This is a genomic window from Campylobacter massiliensis (genome assembly GCF_014253065.1).
Classification (GTDB): domain Bacteria; phylum Campylobacterota; class Campylobacteria; order Campylobacterales; family Campylobacteraceae; genus Campylobacter_A; species Campylobacter_A massiliensis.
Genome location: NZ_JACLZK010000001.1, coordinates 394,888 through 408,923, shown reverse-complemented (window position 1 = coordinate 408,923; position 14,036 = coordinate 394,888). Strand labels below are relative to the sequence as shown.

Here is a 14,036-nt window from a genome sequence, read left to right as displayed (position 1 = left end):
TTTATGAAAATTAATCTCGCAATTGTAACATTTCATAATAAAATTCAAATTAATCTCGCTCAAAGCTTGTAAATTCCGCGTAAATTCGGCTATAATCCTAAACTAAAATTAAATTTTAAGGCAAGGACACTAGAATGTTTAGCAAACTAGCAAAAAGGTTCGCCGACGGAAATTTGATCATTCAAATTTTAATCGGCATAGCTCTAGGCGCCGTTATCGGCTTTTGGACGCACTATCAGGCGGCTCCTTATAACGAACTAATCGCAAAAGGCGTGAGCGACGCAGCACAGCTAGCCGCAGCAAAAAAAGACATAACCGACGTAGCAAATTCCGTCGCAAACTCTATTGCCGTTTTGGGCAACCTCTTCGTCGGCGCGCTTAAAGCTATCGCTCCGATCCTAGTTTTCGTACTAGTTGCGACGTCTATCATCGTGAAAGAATTCGGCCATGCAAAAGGCATGCAAAAGGTAGTTACGCTTTACCTAGTCGGCACTTTTCTAGCTGCCGTAGTTGCGGTTGTCGCTAGCTTTCTTTTCCCGATGGAGCTCGTGCTAAAAGGCGTCGAGAGCGCAAATATGAGCGCTCCGCAAGGCATCGTAGACGTCCTAAAAGACCTCATCTTTAAAATGGTTCAAAACCCTATCACCGCGCTTTCTAGCGGCAACTACATAGGCATCATCACTTGGGCCGTGGGCGGCGGTATCGCGATGAGATTTTGCACGCAAGAAACTAAAAAAGTATTCCAAGACGTCAGCGACGGCGTGACTAAAATCGTTAGATTTATCATCCGCCTTGCGCCGTTTGGTATCTTTGGCCTAGTTACCATCAGCATCCACGAGACGGGCTTTGAGGCGCTTGCAGGCTACCTAAAACTAATCCTCGTTCTAGTAGGCTCGATGGCTTTCGTTTCCTTCGTCGTTTATCCTGCGATGGTGTTTGTAGTTACCAAGAAAAACCCTTATCCGCTAGTGATGACTTGCGTGAGAGAGAGTGCGGTTACGGCGTTTTTCACTCGCTCGTCCGCGGCAAATATCCCGGTGAATATGGCGCTTTGTAAAAAGCTAGGACTAAAAGAGGAGCTCTACTCGATCTCGATCCCGCTAGGAGCCACTATAAACATGGGCGGCGCGGCCGTAACTATCGGCATCTTGGCGCTTGCAGCGGTAAATTCGATCCCGTCTATCACTGTTGATTTTGGCGACGCGTTACTGCTTTGCTTTATCTCGGCTCTTGGCGCGTGCGGGGCTTCCGGCGTCGCTGGCGGTTCGCTACTACTGGTGCCGCTTGCTTGCGCGCTATTTGGTATCGGTAACGACATCGCGATGCAGGTTGTCGGCGTAGGATTTATCATCGGCGTGATCCAAGACTCGGTAGAAACAGCCGTAAATAGCGCCTCAGACGTACTTTTCACCGCCGTAGCTTCAGAAACTATAGAGTAAATTTAAGGCTGCAAAATGAACGTTTGGGACTTGACCCCACTTTTTAAAAACGAAAAAGAGCTGGAGATTTCGGCTCTTTCGTTACAAAACGAGTGCGAAAAATTTGAAGCAAAATATTCGGATAAATTTTTAAATTTAAGCGACGAGGAGTTTTTAAACGCGCTTAACGAATATGAAAATTTACTAGAAAACATCGCTCGCGTGCAAATTTACGTGAGCCTAGTTTTTTCAAAAGACACCTCAAAGGGCGCGTTTTACGCCAAATTTGACGAGCTTAGCTCAAAGGCGCAAAATCATCTGCTCTTTTTCGAGCTTAAATTTAACGAATTTGACGAAGCCAGACAAAACAAAATCATCGCCAAAAGCCAAAGACTTGGCTACTATCTAGCCAATATCGCAAAAGAAAAAGCCCACCAGCTGAGCCTAAAAGAGGAGCAAATTTTACTCCGCACGGCAAACACGGGCGCGGAAGGCTTTTCGCGGCTTTTTGACGAGACGCTAAGCGCGCTTAAGTTTAAATTTAAAGGCAAAATGTTAGGCGAAGAGGAGATTTTGTCAAAACTTCACAGCCCGGATCGAGCCGAGCGAAAAGCAGCCGCAAAGAGCCTCTCGGGCGGCCTAGCGCTGCAGCAGCATCTGCTTAGCTACATCTATAATATGATAAAAACCAGCCTAAAAACCAGCTGCGAGCTGAGGAAATTCGACCTACCCGAAAGCCCGCGGCATTTCTCAAACCAAACGACCAAAGCCAGCGTGGACGCGCTCATAAAGGCGGCCGAGACGAGCTTTGATCTGCCGATTAAATTTTACGAGAAAAAGCGCAAAATTTTAGGCTTTAGAAAGCTTTACGACTACGATAGATACGCGCCGCTCGGAGAGAGCAAGAGCGTTTATAAATTTGAAGAGTGCAAAAAAATCGTGCTCGAGACTTTTTCCAAATTTAGTCCAAAATTCGGCGATATAGCCGCTCGCGCGTTTAAAGAGGGCTGGATCGACGTCTATCCTGCGCAAAATAAACGAGGCGGCGCCTTTTCGCAATCAGGCGTCGCAAATGCCCATCCTTACGTGCTTTTAAACCACACCGACGAGAGGCGGGATCTTTTTACCCTAGCGCACGAGCTAGGTCACGCCGCGCATCAAAATCTAGCCTATGAAACCGTAGGATTTCTAAACGCCGACACGCCGCTAACCACTGCGGAGACGGCATCGGTATTTTGCGAGATGCTGGTTTTTGATCACGTAAAAAGCACGCTAAAAGGCAGAGAAAAAACCGCCCTACTCGCCGGCAAGATCGAGGATATCTTTGCTACGCTTTATCGCCAGATAAACTTCACGACCTTTGAGCGCCGAGTTCACGCGCACGAGGGCGAGATCAGCGCCGAGGAGCTAAATAAAATTTGGCTCGAAGAGAGTTCTAAGATGTTCGAACGAAGCGTTACGCTAAACGACTACTACAAAATTTGGTGGAGTTACATCCCGCACTTTATCCACACGCCGTTTTACTGCTACGCCTACTCCTACGCGCAGCTCTTGGTGCTGGCGATTTTCGGGCTTTACAAAAGCGGCAAATGCGAAAATTTCGTGCAAATTTATACCGAGTTTTTAAGCGCGGGCGGCTCGCGCTCGCCAAAAGAGCTGGTCGAGATGTTTGGCTTTGATATCGAGGACGCGGCGTTTTGGCAGATCGGCATAAACGAGGTTAGAAAGCTAGTTGAGGAGTTTTGCCAGGAAGCGTAGCGAGCGCAAATTTGACGCACTTTGGGGAGTAAATTTAAAAGAGCGGCCAAATTTGACTAGCCAAACCGAGTCAAAGGCGACAAATTTGACGCTAAATTTTGCGTTTATTTGAAGCTAAATTCGGCGCGGCGACGGACGGTAAATTTGAGAAAAGGTACAAAAGGAGGCAAAATGCTTGATGAAATTTTAGACGACGAGAGATTTGCGGCGATGATGAAGGAGCACGTTTTTGAGTGCGTAGAGTACTTGCTAAAAAACGACCGCTCCTTTTCGGCGATGGCCAACCTTGATCTGGTTAAATTTAGCCCCGAGTTGCCGGAGTATATTATGAGCACTTTTACGGCACCCGTTATCGTCTTTACGCTTGCGGGCTATACTTTTAGCAGCGCCAAACTCACGCCGGAGGAGCTGAGCTTCGAGGCCGGCTTCGGTAAGGAAAATTTTGCCAGCGTCGTTAGCTTTCCGCTTGGAGCTATCGTTCAAATTTTAGTAGAAAACAGTCCGATCTTGGTAAATTTTTCCATTTACAAATCCCAAAAAAATCAGCTCGAAAAGTCGATGTCGGCGCTAATGTCAAACCCGAACAATAAAGATCTATTTAAAAAGTGAACAAATTTTATTCGCCGTTTTGCTCGCGCTATTTTTTATAGGTTTACTTTTATACGCTTTTCCTTCATTCAAGTCGGGCGATATTAGTTTTGCTCAAATAGGCGGCTTTACAGCGCTTACCTCGGTTCGCATATGCATTTTTACGGACGCGGATTTTGTCTTAAATTTACTAAATTTACTTAAGCAAAATATTATCCTATTTACAGCAGTTTTGCTAATATCAATATTCTTATTCCTTAATATAAAAAATTGATTTATAATTTTTAAACTAAAATCTAATTTTTTAATCAAAGTATAAACAAATATTTATTATCATTTCGCCTTTATAGCAAATGAATATCAAAACTATCGTTAATAAGGGTAAAAATGAATCATCTTAAATTTTCTCTTGCCGCTTTACTTCTTTTGTCGAATTTAAATGCAAAAGAAGCCGAAGTCGAGCTAAAAGAAGTAACGGTTAGCGGCGAAGCAGGCGCTGAGAATGATCCGATGCAAAAAAAAGTCGGCCAAAGCGTAAAAAGCGCCAAGGAGTTAACTAAAACGCAGGTCTCAGACAACAAAGACCTCGTGCGATACGAAACGGGCGTAACGACCGTAGAGGCTGGGCGTTTCGGCCAGAGCGGCTACGCGATAAGAGGCGTGGAGGAAAACCGCGTGGCTATAACCGTAGATGGACTCCATCAGGCTCAAACGCTAAGCTCGCAGGGCTTTAAGGAGCTATTTGAAGGATACGGAAACTTTAACAACACTCGCAACGGCGTGGAATTTGAAACGCTAAAACAAGCCACTATTTCAAAAGGCGCAGACTCCGTTCGTACGGGCTCTGGCTCTCTGGGCGGCTCCGTGATGTTTGAAACAAAAGACGCAAGGGATCTTTTGCTAGATAAGGACTATTTTTACGGCTATAAGGGCGGCTACAACACCGCTGATAACCAAACCATGCACTCGCATACCTTAGCCGGTAGGTTTAAGTGGTTTGATATCCTAGCCGTACAAACTAAGCGCAGGCACCACGAGACGGAAAACTACGGTTACAAGGGTTATGACGATAGCGTGCTAGGTAGAACCAGAGAAAAGGCCGACCCGTACTACATCAAAAAAACGAGCAGTCTCATCAAGCTAGGCTTCCAGCCTCACGAGGAGCATAGATTTACCTTTATGTCAGATACCTACAAAAACCGATCTCAAGGCAAAGACCTATCATACACGCTTACGCTTTCTAGCAACAGGGACGAGATCATAGATACCGGTCTAAGATACAACGACGATATGATGGATAGGAAAAATCGCGCTTTTGCATATGAAAATTTTAGCGAAACTCCACTATGGGACACGATGAAATTTACCTACTCTAATCAAAAAATCAAATCTCGCGCCAGAACCGAGGAGCACTGCCAGGGAGGCGAAAACTGCCCTGAGATTTCAAACCCTATCGGACTTCAGGTTAAAAACAACAAAGTAGTCGATAAGTACGGCGGCGAAGTAACCTTGCAAAGAACCCAAGAAGTAGATCCGCAGTACGGCGGTCTAACATGGGTGAACAGAATCGTAGATAGCCAAGGAAACGTCCATGATCAGAACAAATTTAGCATCAATCAAAACGTTAGCAATACATGGCTGGACTGCTCGATATTTGACTGTTCACAGCCAAATATCGACGTGCTAAAATACGACTACGCCACCGAGCAATACATAAAATCAACCGTCCCGCTAGATAAAAGCTACACCGACGCGCGAACGGGTAAGACGTTTAAACAAAGCTCAGAAAGCGGATATCTCATCACTCCATACGGCAAAGGCTACATAAGCCGCGACTGGAAAGAGCGAGATCTAGACACAAACACCAAGCAGTTTAACTTAGACTTTAACAAATACGCCAAAACGGGCGACGTAGAGCACGATATCGCATACGGACTAAGCTTTACTAAAACCGAAAAATCCATGACAAACAAGCAGGGCTACGATACCACAAGCAACCAGTGGTGGGCGCCCAAGACTCTAGGCACGGATTTTACCGGCACGCCGTATACGTGCGAAAACGCGCCGCTAACGCTACTTTACGCGCTTTGCCCTAGAACCGAGCCTCTCACGTCTTTTCTCATCCCGGTTAAAACAAAAGAAGGCGCGCTATATCTAAACGACGATATGCGAGTAAACGACTGGTTGGGGATAAATTTAGGCTACCGCTACGACAAGATAAAATATAAACCAAACTACGTCCCGGGCTCTACGCCTAAAATCCCGGACGATATGGTGCTAGGCCTTTTCGTGCCGTATAACCCCAGCCCGGAGCCAAAGTGGTGGGACTACGCGGATAGAGACGAGTGGAAAATAGCCCATGATGCATGGAAGCAAGAAGCGCCTAATAACGCGCTAGCAAATATAAAATACATCGCTCAAAATAAAAAATTTACGAATAGCTCTTATGCCATCGGAGCCGACATCGATCCGCTAGATTACTTTAGGGTGCAGCTAAAATACTCCAAAGGCTTTAGAGCGCCGACCACGGACGAACTATATCTAGCGTTTAAGCATCCTGATTTTACCATCCAACCAAATCCGGATCTAAAACCGGAAATAGCTAAGACAAAAGAGCTTGCATTAACGCTGCACGAGGGAAAAAGCTTTATAACGACAAGCTTTTTTGAGACCAAATACGACAACTTTATAGACCTAATATCGCTTGGCACCAAAAGCTACGCCACAGGCGGCGGCGGCAACACCATACCTTTTGCGCTATACGGCAACGTAAACCGCAGTAAGGCTACCGTGCGCGGTCTTGAGATAAACTCTATGTTGCATTTTGGTCAAATTTCAGACGCGCTAGAGGGCTTTCACGCTAGCTACAAACTAACGCTGCAAAAAGGCAGAGTACAAACCGATAACGACGGTAAAGTGCCGATGAATGCCATCCAGCCGACTACTGCGATCTACGGTCTAGGCTACGCAAGCGCTGCGGATAAATTCGGCGCCGACATCTACGTCACTAGCGTCGCATCTAAAAAAGAAAAAGACACCTATAATATGTTCTGGCGCCTAGATACCGACCCGTACGGCAATCCATACAATACAAACAGCCACTCAAAATGGCGAAGCAACGCCTACACGCTAGTAGACGTCGTAACCTACGTGCGCCCGATTAAAAATTTGACGTTTAGGCTAGGCGTTTATAACCTAACTAACGAAAAATACATCACTTGGGACGCTGCGCGCTCCATTAGGCCTTTTGGTACAATGAACATGATCGATAGAACCACGGGACTAGGTATCAACCGCTTCTACTCGGCCGGCAGAAATTTCAGGCTAAACTGGGAATTTACGTTTTAAGCCGCATTCTTATTCGGACGGGCTCTTGCCCGTCTCCTTGCTTTTCTTCTTAACTTATTTTTCGCTTTTAAAAAATGATAAATTTACAGTCAAATTTGACGGCCTAGTTTTAAAATTTGAAATTATAAAAATCGCCAAACCGAGATTGCTCCCGATTTGGCTTTGCCTGGGAGCATTTAAAATTTACGCGGCGCAAAGACCAATTTTAGTCAAATTTAGCGTCCGCGCCAAAGCGAATTAAAAATTAAAGCTCGTCTTGATCTTTAGAAATTTATGCAACGCTTCCTCGTTTTCTTTTAGCGCGGCGGCATAAACCGAGCGAGTGAGCTTAAATTTAGAGATATTTATCTCAAACAGCCTGCCGTTTTTTAGCTCGTTTTCGATCAAAAATCTCGGTAAAAACGCTACGTACGTATCGGCATGGTTTGACGCGAGCGCGCGGCAGACCATTATCGAACCGTCTAGCGAATACGCCACGTCAAGCGCATGCGCGTCCACGCCGTGCTTATGCAAAATATCATCAAGATAAGTTCGCGTTCTATCTTTGATAAATTTAAATTTAACTAACTCCTCGGGCTTCACGCTTTCGGCGATTTTTTTATTTGAAACCAAAATCAGCTCGTAGTCGAATAGTTTTTTAACGAGCAAGCTACTATCAAGCGACTGCTCAAGGATGATGGCGATGTCGCTGCGGCGGTCTTTTAGGTAGTTTATGAGCTCGTTTTGCTCTTTTATCCTGATATCTAGCTCGCTGCCTACGCTTTGCGAGATTTTATCCAGCAGTATCGAGATGACCGCCTCGGCGATGAGCTGCGTGGTGGCGATGACTAGCGGCACCTTGTCCGTTTTTATGCGCGCTAGCTCGTCTTTAAAGCGAAACATAGCGCTTTCAAACTGCGTACAGAGTTTATAAAATTTCTCGCCCTCGTGAGTTAGGACGATGCCGTTTTTCTTACGCATTATTAGCGTAGTTTGTAGCATCTCCTCGAGCTTTTTCATCTGCAAAGTAACTGCTGGCTGCGAGATACCAAGCGCTCTTGAGGCTTTTGAGAAGCTTCTTTCTTTCACTATCTCCATAAAGGTATAAAATTTACTAAAATCATTGATCATGTCGGGCTCCTTATTATTATATCAGCTTATAAAATTATCTTTTTAATATTGTATTGATTTATATCTGAAAACGCTCTTAATCAGACCCAAATTTAAATCAGCGGCGATTTTTAAGCTTATTTTGTTAGAATTTAATCATTTTAATAAATAAAGCAGGAAATTTAATGCCCGATTTACTAGACGAACTAAACGAAAGCCAGCGCGAGGCCGCCTCTCATACGGACGGAGCGATGCTGATTTTGGCCGGAGCCGGCAGCGGTAAAACCAAAACCATCACCACTCGCCTAGCCTATCTCATAAGCGAGCTAGGCATCCCGCCGTCAAACACCCTAACGCTAACCTTCACCAACAAAGCCGCAAGCGAAATGCGAACCCGCGCGCTAAATATGCTAGGAACCGCCGGTAAAAACTTCACTCCGCTACTTTGCACTTTTCACAAATTCGGGCTTTTGTTTTTGAAATTTTACATCGACCGCCTAAAGCGCAAAAACAACTTCGTCATCATCGACACCGACGATAAAAAGCGTATCTTAAAAGGCTTTGAGGGCGATATCGCGACCTCGGTTCTAGCTAGCGAGATCTCAAATTTTAAAAACTCGCTTTTAAGCGTAGAGGAGGTGCTAAATCACGGCGGCATGTTTGCAAACGGGCAAAATTTCAAAGACGGCTACCACGCAAAGCTAGCAAACATCTACAAGCTTTACGAGGAGTATCTGGCGGCAAATAACCTCGTGGATTTTGACGACCTGCTGTGCCTTAGCTATAAAATTTTAGACGAGGACGAGGCTCTAGCGCGCGAGATCTCGCAGCGATACTCCTACGTGATGGTGGACGAATATCAAGACACCAACGACTTGCAATATAAACTCCTGCGCAAACTCTGCCTAACGCACGAAAATATAGCAGTAGTGGGCGACGACGATCAGAGTATCTACGGCTGGCGCGGCGCTAAAATCGAAAATATATTAAATTTTAAAGATCAGTTTAAAGACGCCAAAGTCATAAGACTAGAGCAAAACTACCGCTCGACGAGTCAAATTTTACGCGCGGCAAACGAGCTCATCGACCACAACAGAAACCGCCTCGGCAAAGAGCTAAAAAGTACCAAAGAAGGCGGCGAGGACGTCGCGCTAATGGAATCAGACGACGAAACGATGGAGAGCCTAAAAGTAGCCAAACGCATCAAAAAGCTGCTTGATAGCGGCGCGCAGGCTAGCGATATCGCGATCTTGTACCGCATAAACGCCCTCTCCCGCTCGCTCGAAGAGGGCCTAACCAAGGAAAAAATCCCGTATAAAATGGTCGGCGGAGTTAAATTCTACGAGCGCGCCGAGGTCAAAGACGTCATCAGCTACCTAAGGCTGGTCGCAAACGAGAACGACGACTTCTCGCTAAAGCGCGTCATCAACCGCCCAAAACGCGGCCTTGGCAAGGTAAGCCTCGCAAAGATCGAAAAGATCGCCTTCGAGCATAAATTTTCGCTATTTGAAGCGATATCTAGCCTAGACGAAAACGACAAGGATCTAAGTAAAAAGATCGTCTCAAGCCTTGGCGAATTTGCGGCAAATTTAAGAGAGCTAAAAGAGTGCGACTCGCCCTATGAGCTAGTGGATAAGCTAGAAGCGAAATTCGGCATCAAAAAATACTACGAGAGCTTGCCCGACGGCTCCGAGCGCGTGGCGAACATCGACGAGTTTTACGCTACGATCAAGGATCAAATCAAGCAAAATCCAAGCTTTTCTATAGAGGAGTTTTTAAACGAGATCGCGCTGCAAAGCGAGCAAGACAACATCGGCGGCGAGGCGATCTCAATCATGAGCATCCACGCTAGCAAGGGGCTTGAGTTCGAGCATCTTTTCGTGATCGGGCTTGAGGAGGGATTTTTCCCGCTTCTAGGAGACGGTAGCGACATCGAAGAGGAGCGACGCCTAGCCTACGTCGCCATCACCCGCGCCAAAAAAACCCTGACGCTAAGCTTTGTAAATTCGCGCTTTTATAAAGGCCAGCGAACGAGGCTGGAAAAGAGCAGATTTTTAAGCGAAGCAGGCGTTTGCAGCGGCAGCCTCATCATCCAGACGCAAACGCAAGCTGCGGGCGAATATAAAAAAGGCGACCTCGTCAAGCACAAAATTTTCGGTATCGGGCGCGTGACGGCGGTAACGAAGATCAAAAAAGAGCTAAAGCTAACGATAAATTTCGGCGGAATCAGCCGCGAGATAATGTCTAGCTTCGTCGAAAAAGCGGTGTAAAAATGGGCAAATTTGAGGCTCTGCTGGCAAGATACGATGTCAAATTTGATCAAATTTACGCGCTCAAATTTGACGCTCGCGGATCAAATTTAAAAAACTCCGCAAATTTAGCGCGGTCTCTAAAAGGTCAAATTTAAATGAACGCGCTTTTTGTCGCAAATAAGCCTGCAGGCATCAGCTCAAATCATTTCCTAAGCCGGCTAAAGCGCAAATACGGCGTAAAAAAGGCGGGCTTTTCAGGCACGCTAGATCCGTTTGCCGGCGGCTGCCTGATCGTGGCCCTAGGCAATCACACGCGGCTTTTTAACTACGTAGATAAAACGCCCAAAATCTACGAAGCGACGATGTGGCTAGGAGCTACAAGTGCTAGCCTAGATAACGAAAATATCAAGGACATCGCGCTTTGCCCACCTTTAAATTTAGCGGACGTAAAGGCTGCGCTAAGCGAGCTAAAAGGCGAGATCGCCTACGTACCGCCCAAATTTAGCGCCAAGCACGTGGATGGCAAGCGCGCCTATGAGCTAGCAAGAGCGGGCGAGGAGTTTGAGCTAAAAAGCCAAACGATGAGCGTTTTTGATGTAAATTTAACTGCGTATATGCATCCGTTTTTGAGCTTTCGCATTAGCGTTAGCGAGGGCTCGTACGTGCGCTCGTACGCTCAAATTTTAGCCGCAAAGCTTGGCGCGAGTGCCACTCTAAGCGCGCTAAAACGCGTAAGAGAAGGCAAATTTGTTTACGAAAACGAGCGATTTTTAAATCCGCTTGATTATATCTCGCTACCACAAAACGAATATCTAGGCAACCCAGCAGACGTGATGCTTGGCAAAAAACTGAGCGTAGAAAAGCTAAAATTTGGCGCCGAAGGGCTATATTTAATAAACTTTGATGAATTTTTTAGTATCATTGAAATCAAAGACGAAACCGTAACATATAAACTAAATAAGGTCGAAAAATGCTAATACTCGCAAGAAAAGAAGACGAAAGCATAATGCTGGGAAACGATATCAAAATCACGGTCGTAGGTATCTCAAAAGGCGGCGTAAAAATCGGCATCGACGCGCCTAAAAATATGATGATCCTGCGCTCTGAGCTAGTAGAAGACGTAGCGGCGGAAAACAAACAGGCCCTAAACGGCGCGGGCGAAGCGAGCCTAAAAGAGCTGAGCGATAAAATCGTAAAATAATGAAAAGCTACGCGAAAATCAACTCCTTTTTAAAGATCGTCGGCACTCGCGGCAACTACCACGAGATCGTCTCTCGCTTTGTTTTAAGGCGCGAGATTTACGACGAAATTTTCTTTGAAAAATCAAGCGGCTTCGCGCTTGAGTGCGATAACGAAAATATCGAAAACAATATCGTTTTAAAGGCCAAATTTGAGCTAGAAAAAGCGGGCTTTAAAAACGAGCTGGACGAGTTTTTCGCCTCGCATAAAATCGTGATAAAAAAGCAAATCCCGCTAGGCGCGGGCCTTGGCGGAGGCAGCTCAAACGCGGCTACGTTTTTAAAGATGGCGAACGAGGAGTTAAATTTAAAACTAACGCGCGAAAATTTGATGAAAATAGGCGCGAATATCGGAGCGGACGTAGCGTTTTTCGCTAGCGATTCCGAGGCGGCAAACGTTAGCGGTATCGGCGAGATAATAAGCGATTTTGACGACGAAGTGCCAGAGGTAGAAATTTTAACGCCGAGCGTCTTTTGCTCGACGCCTACAGTTTACGGCGAATTTAGGGCAAATTTTATGGATAGCATCGACGTAAATTCGGCGGAAAAAATGCGCGAGATGACGACTGCACAGCTGCTAGAGCGATACGAAAATAGCAAGCTAAACGATCTTTTTGCGCCGTGTTTTAAAATTTATCCGCAGATGGATAAATTTAAGGATTTTTTTCTAAGCGGTAGCGGCGCGAGCGTATTTTTCTTAAAATAAAAAGGTAAAAAATGGGTAAGGATTTAGCCAAAAATAAAAAGGCGCTGTTTGACTTTAGCATCATCGAGACTTTCGAGGCGGGTATCGTACTAAAGGGCAGCGAAGTAAAGGCTCTAAGGGCGGGCCGCGCAAACCTAAAGGATAGCTTCGCGCGCGTGATAAAGGGCGAACTGTTTTTGCTAAACGCGCACATCAGCCACCTAAACACGACACACTCGGCGTTTCGCCCGGACGAAAGGGCTCCTAGAAAACTACTGATGCACCGCAAGCAGATAGATAAAATTTTCGGTCAAGTCACGCAAGAGGGTCTCACGCTAGTGGTTTTAGCACTCTATCTAAACGACAAAAATATCGTAAAGGCGCGCCTTGCTCTGGCAAAAGGTAAAAATTTACACGATAAGCGCGAGACGATAAAACGTAAAGAAGCCGACAAAGAAGCGCGTGCGGCGATGAAAAAATACGCTTAAGGAAAACCAATGCCCTACGTAAATATAAAAATCACAAAAGAAAAAGAGGTCGTAAGCGCCGAGCAAAAGCGCGCGCTCATAGTAGGCGTGACGAAACTGCTGGGCGATACGCTAAAGCGCGACGCAAGCAGAACCGTCGTCGTGATAGAGGAAGTTAGCACCGACGACTACGGATTTGGCGGCGAAAGCATAACCGAACTAAGATCAAAACAAGGAAAATAATATGAAAAAAACCATAAAAGCGATTTTTGCGGCTTTGGCCTGCACGATATTTCTAGCAGGCTGCGGCGAGGACGAGACGGCGAAGGCTCCCGTAAAGATAGAGGGCTATAAAACGGGCGAGGAGATCGCGCTAAAGAGCGTGTTTGGCAAAGACCTCACGCTAAAACGCGTAGAGGGCGGCTTTGTCATCAAAGGCGACGAGGATAAAATTTTGATGTTTGATATATTCGGTACGTTTTGTCCGCCGTGTCAAAAAGAAGCTCCCGATCTCACCAAATTTCAGATCGATCATCTAAACGACTTTACGATCGTGGGGCTAACGCACTTTGAAAACGTCACGAACGAGTACGTAGTAGAAAATTTCGCACAAAAATACAACGCCTTTTACTTTATCTCAAACGATATAAAGACAAACGACAAGCTTTCGGCGCAAATTTTAGAGGATATAAAATACGAGCGGCTTGAGAGCGTGCCGATAAAAATGGTGCTAAAAGGCGGCGTATATCAGGAGCTAACCGACGTAGATAGCGGAAAATTCGGCGTGAAATACTACCTAGGCGGCATCCATCTAGACGTGATGACGAAAGATTACGAGAGAATAAAAAATGCCCGCTAAAACCGCCACCGAGCGGGAGCGAGACGTCGCGCTAAAGGAAAAACCCGAATTTCCGCGTAAATTTAAGGTTATTTTGTTAAACGACGACGTTACGAGTATGGATTTTGTCGTGAGCGTGCTGGTAGAAATTTTTAATCGCGATATGCAAAGCGCGGTAGCCGTGATGCTAAAAATACACAACGAAGGTAGCGGGGTGGCGGGCGTCTATACCAAAGAGATCGCCCAAACCAAACAAAACCAAACGCTAAAAGCCGCAGCCGCAGCGGGCTATCCGCTAAAGGCCGTCGTCGAGGAAGAGTAGCCCGTAAAAACGGGCGCGTCAAAAGACGCAAAG

At 45.9% G+C, this 14,036-nt stretch carries 14 protein-coding genes; 13 read left to right on the top strand and 1 reads right to left on the bottom strand.

Annotation, left to right across the window (positions count from 1 at the left end):
* Positions 1-134: 134 nt before the first annotated feature.
* The 4 genes from sstT (at position 135) to H7R39_RS01915 (ending at position 7,112) form a co-directional block, all read left to right on the top strand.
* Positions 135-1,439 carry a serine/threonine transporter SstT gene (gene sstT / locus H7R39_RS01930; protein ID WP_185897734.1) on the top strand — a complete coding sequence of 435 codons (1,305 nt, stop codon included), beginning with the start codon at positions 135-137 and terminating at the stop codon, positions 1,437-1,439.
* 15 nt (positions 1,440-1,454) lie between these two features.
* Positions 1,455-3,176: a M3 family oligoendopeptidase gene (locus H7R39_RS01925; RefSeq protein WP_185897733.1), complete on the top strand. Its 1,722-nt coding sequence runs from the start codon at positions 1,455-1,457 to the stop codon at positions 3,174-3,176.
* Between the two features lie 171 nt (positions 3,177-3,347).
* The gene (locus H7R39_RS01920; protein WP_185897732.1) at positions 3,348-3,785 is read left to right on the top strand and encodes a hypothetical protein; all 438 of its coding nucleotides are present in this window, start codon (positions 3,348-3,350) and stop codon (positions 3,783-3,785) included.
* 366 nt (positions 3,786-4,151) lie between these two features.
* On the top strand, positions 4,152-7,112 hold the full coding sequence (locus H7R39_RS01915) for a TonB-dependent hemoglobin/transferrin/lactoferrin family receptor (RefSeq protein WP_185897731.1): 2,961 nt from the start codon (positions 4,152-4,154) through the stop codon (positions 7,110-7,112).
* A gap of 237 nt (positions 7,113-7,349) precedes the next feature.
* Here the strand turns inward: H7R39_RS01915 and H7R39_RS01910 are convergent, their stop codons facing one another.
* The gene (locus H7R39_RS01910; protein WP_185897730.1) at positions 7,350-8,222 is read right to left on the bottom strand and encodes a LysR family transcriptional regulator; all 873 of its coding nucleotides are present in this window, start codon (positions 8,220-8,222) and stop codon (positions 7,350-7,352) included.
* A gap of 164 nt (positions 8,223-8,386) precedes the next feature.
* Between H7R39_RS01910 and H7R39_RS01905 the strand changes: the two genes are divergently transcribed.
* From H7R39_RS01905 to H7R39_RS01870, 9 genes are read left to right on the top strand one after another with little or no spacing between them, the layout of a single operon-like run.
* Positions 8,387-10,471, top strand: a complete 2,085-nt coding sequence (locus H7R39_RS01905) for an ATP-dependent helicase (protein ID WP_185897729.1) — start codon at positions 8,387-8,389, stop codon at positions 10,469-10,471.
* A 2-nt stretch (positions 10,472-10,473) separates the two neighbouring features.
* Positions 10,474-10,608: a hypothetical protein gene (locus H7R39_RS11420; protein ID WP_267454544.1), complete on the top strand. Its 135-nt coding sequence runs from the start codon at positions 10,474-10,476 to the stop codon at positions 10,606-10,608.
* The gene (gene truB / locus H7R39_RS01900) at positions 10,609-11,430 is read left to right on the top strand and encodes a tRNA pseudouridine(55) synthase TruB (RefSeq protein ID WP_185897728.1); all 822 of its coding nucleotides are present in this window, start codon (positions 10,609-10,611) and stop codon (positions 11,428-11,430) included.
* Positions 11,424-11,654, top strand: a complete 231-nt coding sequence (csrA, locus tag H7R39_RS01895) for a carbon storage regulator CsrA (protein ID WP_002946591.1) — start codon at positions 11,424-11,426, stop codon at positions 11,652-11,654. The genes truB and csrA overlap by 7 nt, the downstream gene beginning before the upstream one ends.
* Entirely contained in the window at positions 11,654-12,397 is a 744-nt protein-coding gene (locus H7R39_RS01890) for a 4-(cytidine 5'-diphospho)-2-C-methyl-D-erythritol kinase (RefSeq protein WP_185897727.1), read from the top strand. The genes csrA and H7R39_RS01890 overlap by 1 nt, the downstream gene beginning before the upstream one ends.
* Positions 12,398-12,408: 11 nt before the next feature.
* Positions 12,409-12,864 carry an SsrA-binding protein SmpB gene (gene smpB, locus H7R39_RS01885; RefSeq protein ID WP_185897726.1) on the top strand — a complete coding sequence of 152 codons (456 nt, stop codon included), beginning with the start codon at positions 12,409-12,411 and terminating at the stop codon, positions 12,862-12,864.
* A gap of 9 nt (positions 12,865-12,873) precedes the next feature.
* Positions 12,874-13,086: a 2-hydroxymuconate tautomerase family protein gene (locus tag H7R39_RS01880; protein ID WP_185897725.1), complete on the top strand. Its 213-nt coding sequence runs from the start codon at positions 12,874-12,876 to the stop codon at positions 13,084-13,086.
* 1 nt (position 13,087) lies between these two features.
* Positions 13,088-13,702, top strand: a complete 615-nt coding sequence (locus H7R39_RS01875) for a TlpA family protein disulfide reductase (protein ID WP_185897724.1) — start codon at positions 13,088-13,090, stop codon at positions 13,700-13,702.
* Complete coding sequence (locus H7R39_RS01870) at positions 13,692-14,003, top strand: ATP-dependent Clp protease adaptor ClpS (protein WP_185897723.1); 312 nt, start codon at positions 13,692-13,694, stop codon at positions 14,001-14,003. The genes H7R39_RS01875 and H7R39_RS01870 overlap by 11 nt, the downstream gene beginning before the upstream one ends.
* The last annotated feature ends 33 nt before the right edge of the window (positions 14,004-14,036 follow it).

Excerpts from the sequence above, each read along its gene's own strand:
- H7R39_RS01875 (WP_185897724.1), top strand. The coding sequence starts at position 13,088 with ATGAAAAAAACCATAAAAGCGATTTTTGCGGCTTTGGCCTGCACGATA.
- H7R39_RS01910 (WP_185897730.1), bottom strand. The coding sequence starts at position 8,222 with ATGATCAATGATTTTAGTAAATTTTATACCTTTATGGAGATAGTGAAA.
- H7R39_RS01880 (WP_185897725.1), top strand. The coding sequence starts at position 12,874 with ATGCCCTACGTAAATATAAAAATCACAAAAGAAAAAGAGGTCGTAAGC.
- H7R39_RS01890 (WP_185897727.1), top strand. The coding sequence starts at position 11,654 with ATGAAAAGCTACGCGAAAATCAACTCCTTTTTAAAGATCGTCGGCACT.
- H7R39_RS01920 (WP_185897732.1), top strand. The coding sequence starts at position 3,348 with ATGCTTGATGAAATTTTAGACGACGAGAGATTTGCGGCGATGATGAAG.
- truB (WP_185897728.1), top strand. The coding sequence starts at position 10,609 with ATGAACGCGCTTTTTGTCGCAAATAAGCCTGCAGGCATCAGCTCAAAT.
- smpB (WP_185897726.1), top strand. The coding sequence starts at position 12,409 with ATGGGTAAGGATTTAGCCAAAAATAAAAAGGCGCTGTTTGACTTTAGC.
- H7R39_RS01870 (WP_185897723.1), top strand. The coding sequence starts at position 13,692 with ATGCCCGCTAAAACCGCCACCGAGCGGGAGCGAGACGTCGCGCTAAAG.
- H7R39_RS01925 (WP_185897733.1), top strand. The coding sequence starts at position 1,455 with ATGAACGTTTGGGACTTGACCCCACTTTTTAAAAACGAAAAAGAGCTG.
- H7R39_RS01915 (WP_185897731.1), top strand. The coding sequence starts at position 4,152 with ATGAATCATCTTAAATTTTCTCTTGCCGCTTTACTTCTTTTGTCGAAT.
- sstT (WP_185897734.1), top strand. The coding sequence starts at position 135 with ATGTTTAGCAAACTAGCAAAAAGGTTCGCCGACGGAAATTTGATCATT.
- csrA (WP_002946591.1), top strand. The coding sequence starts at position 11,424 with ATGCTAATACTCGCAAGAAAAGAAGACGAAAGCATAATGCTGGGAAAC.
- H7R39_RS01905 (WP_185897729.1), top strand. The coding sequence starts at position 8,387 with ATGCCCGATTTACTAGACGAACTAAACGAAAGCCAGCGCGAGGCCGCC.
- H7R39_RS11420 (WP_267454544.1), top strand. The coding sequence starts at position 10,474 with ATGGGCAAATTTGAGGCTCTGCTGGCAAGATACGATGTCAAATTTGAT.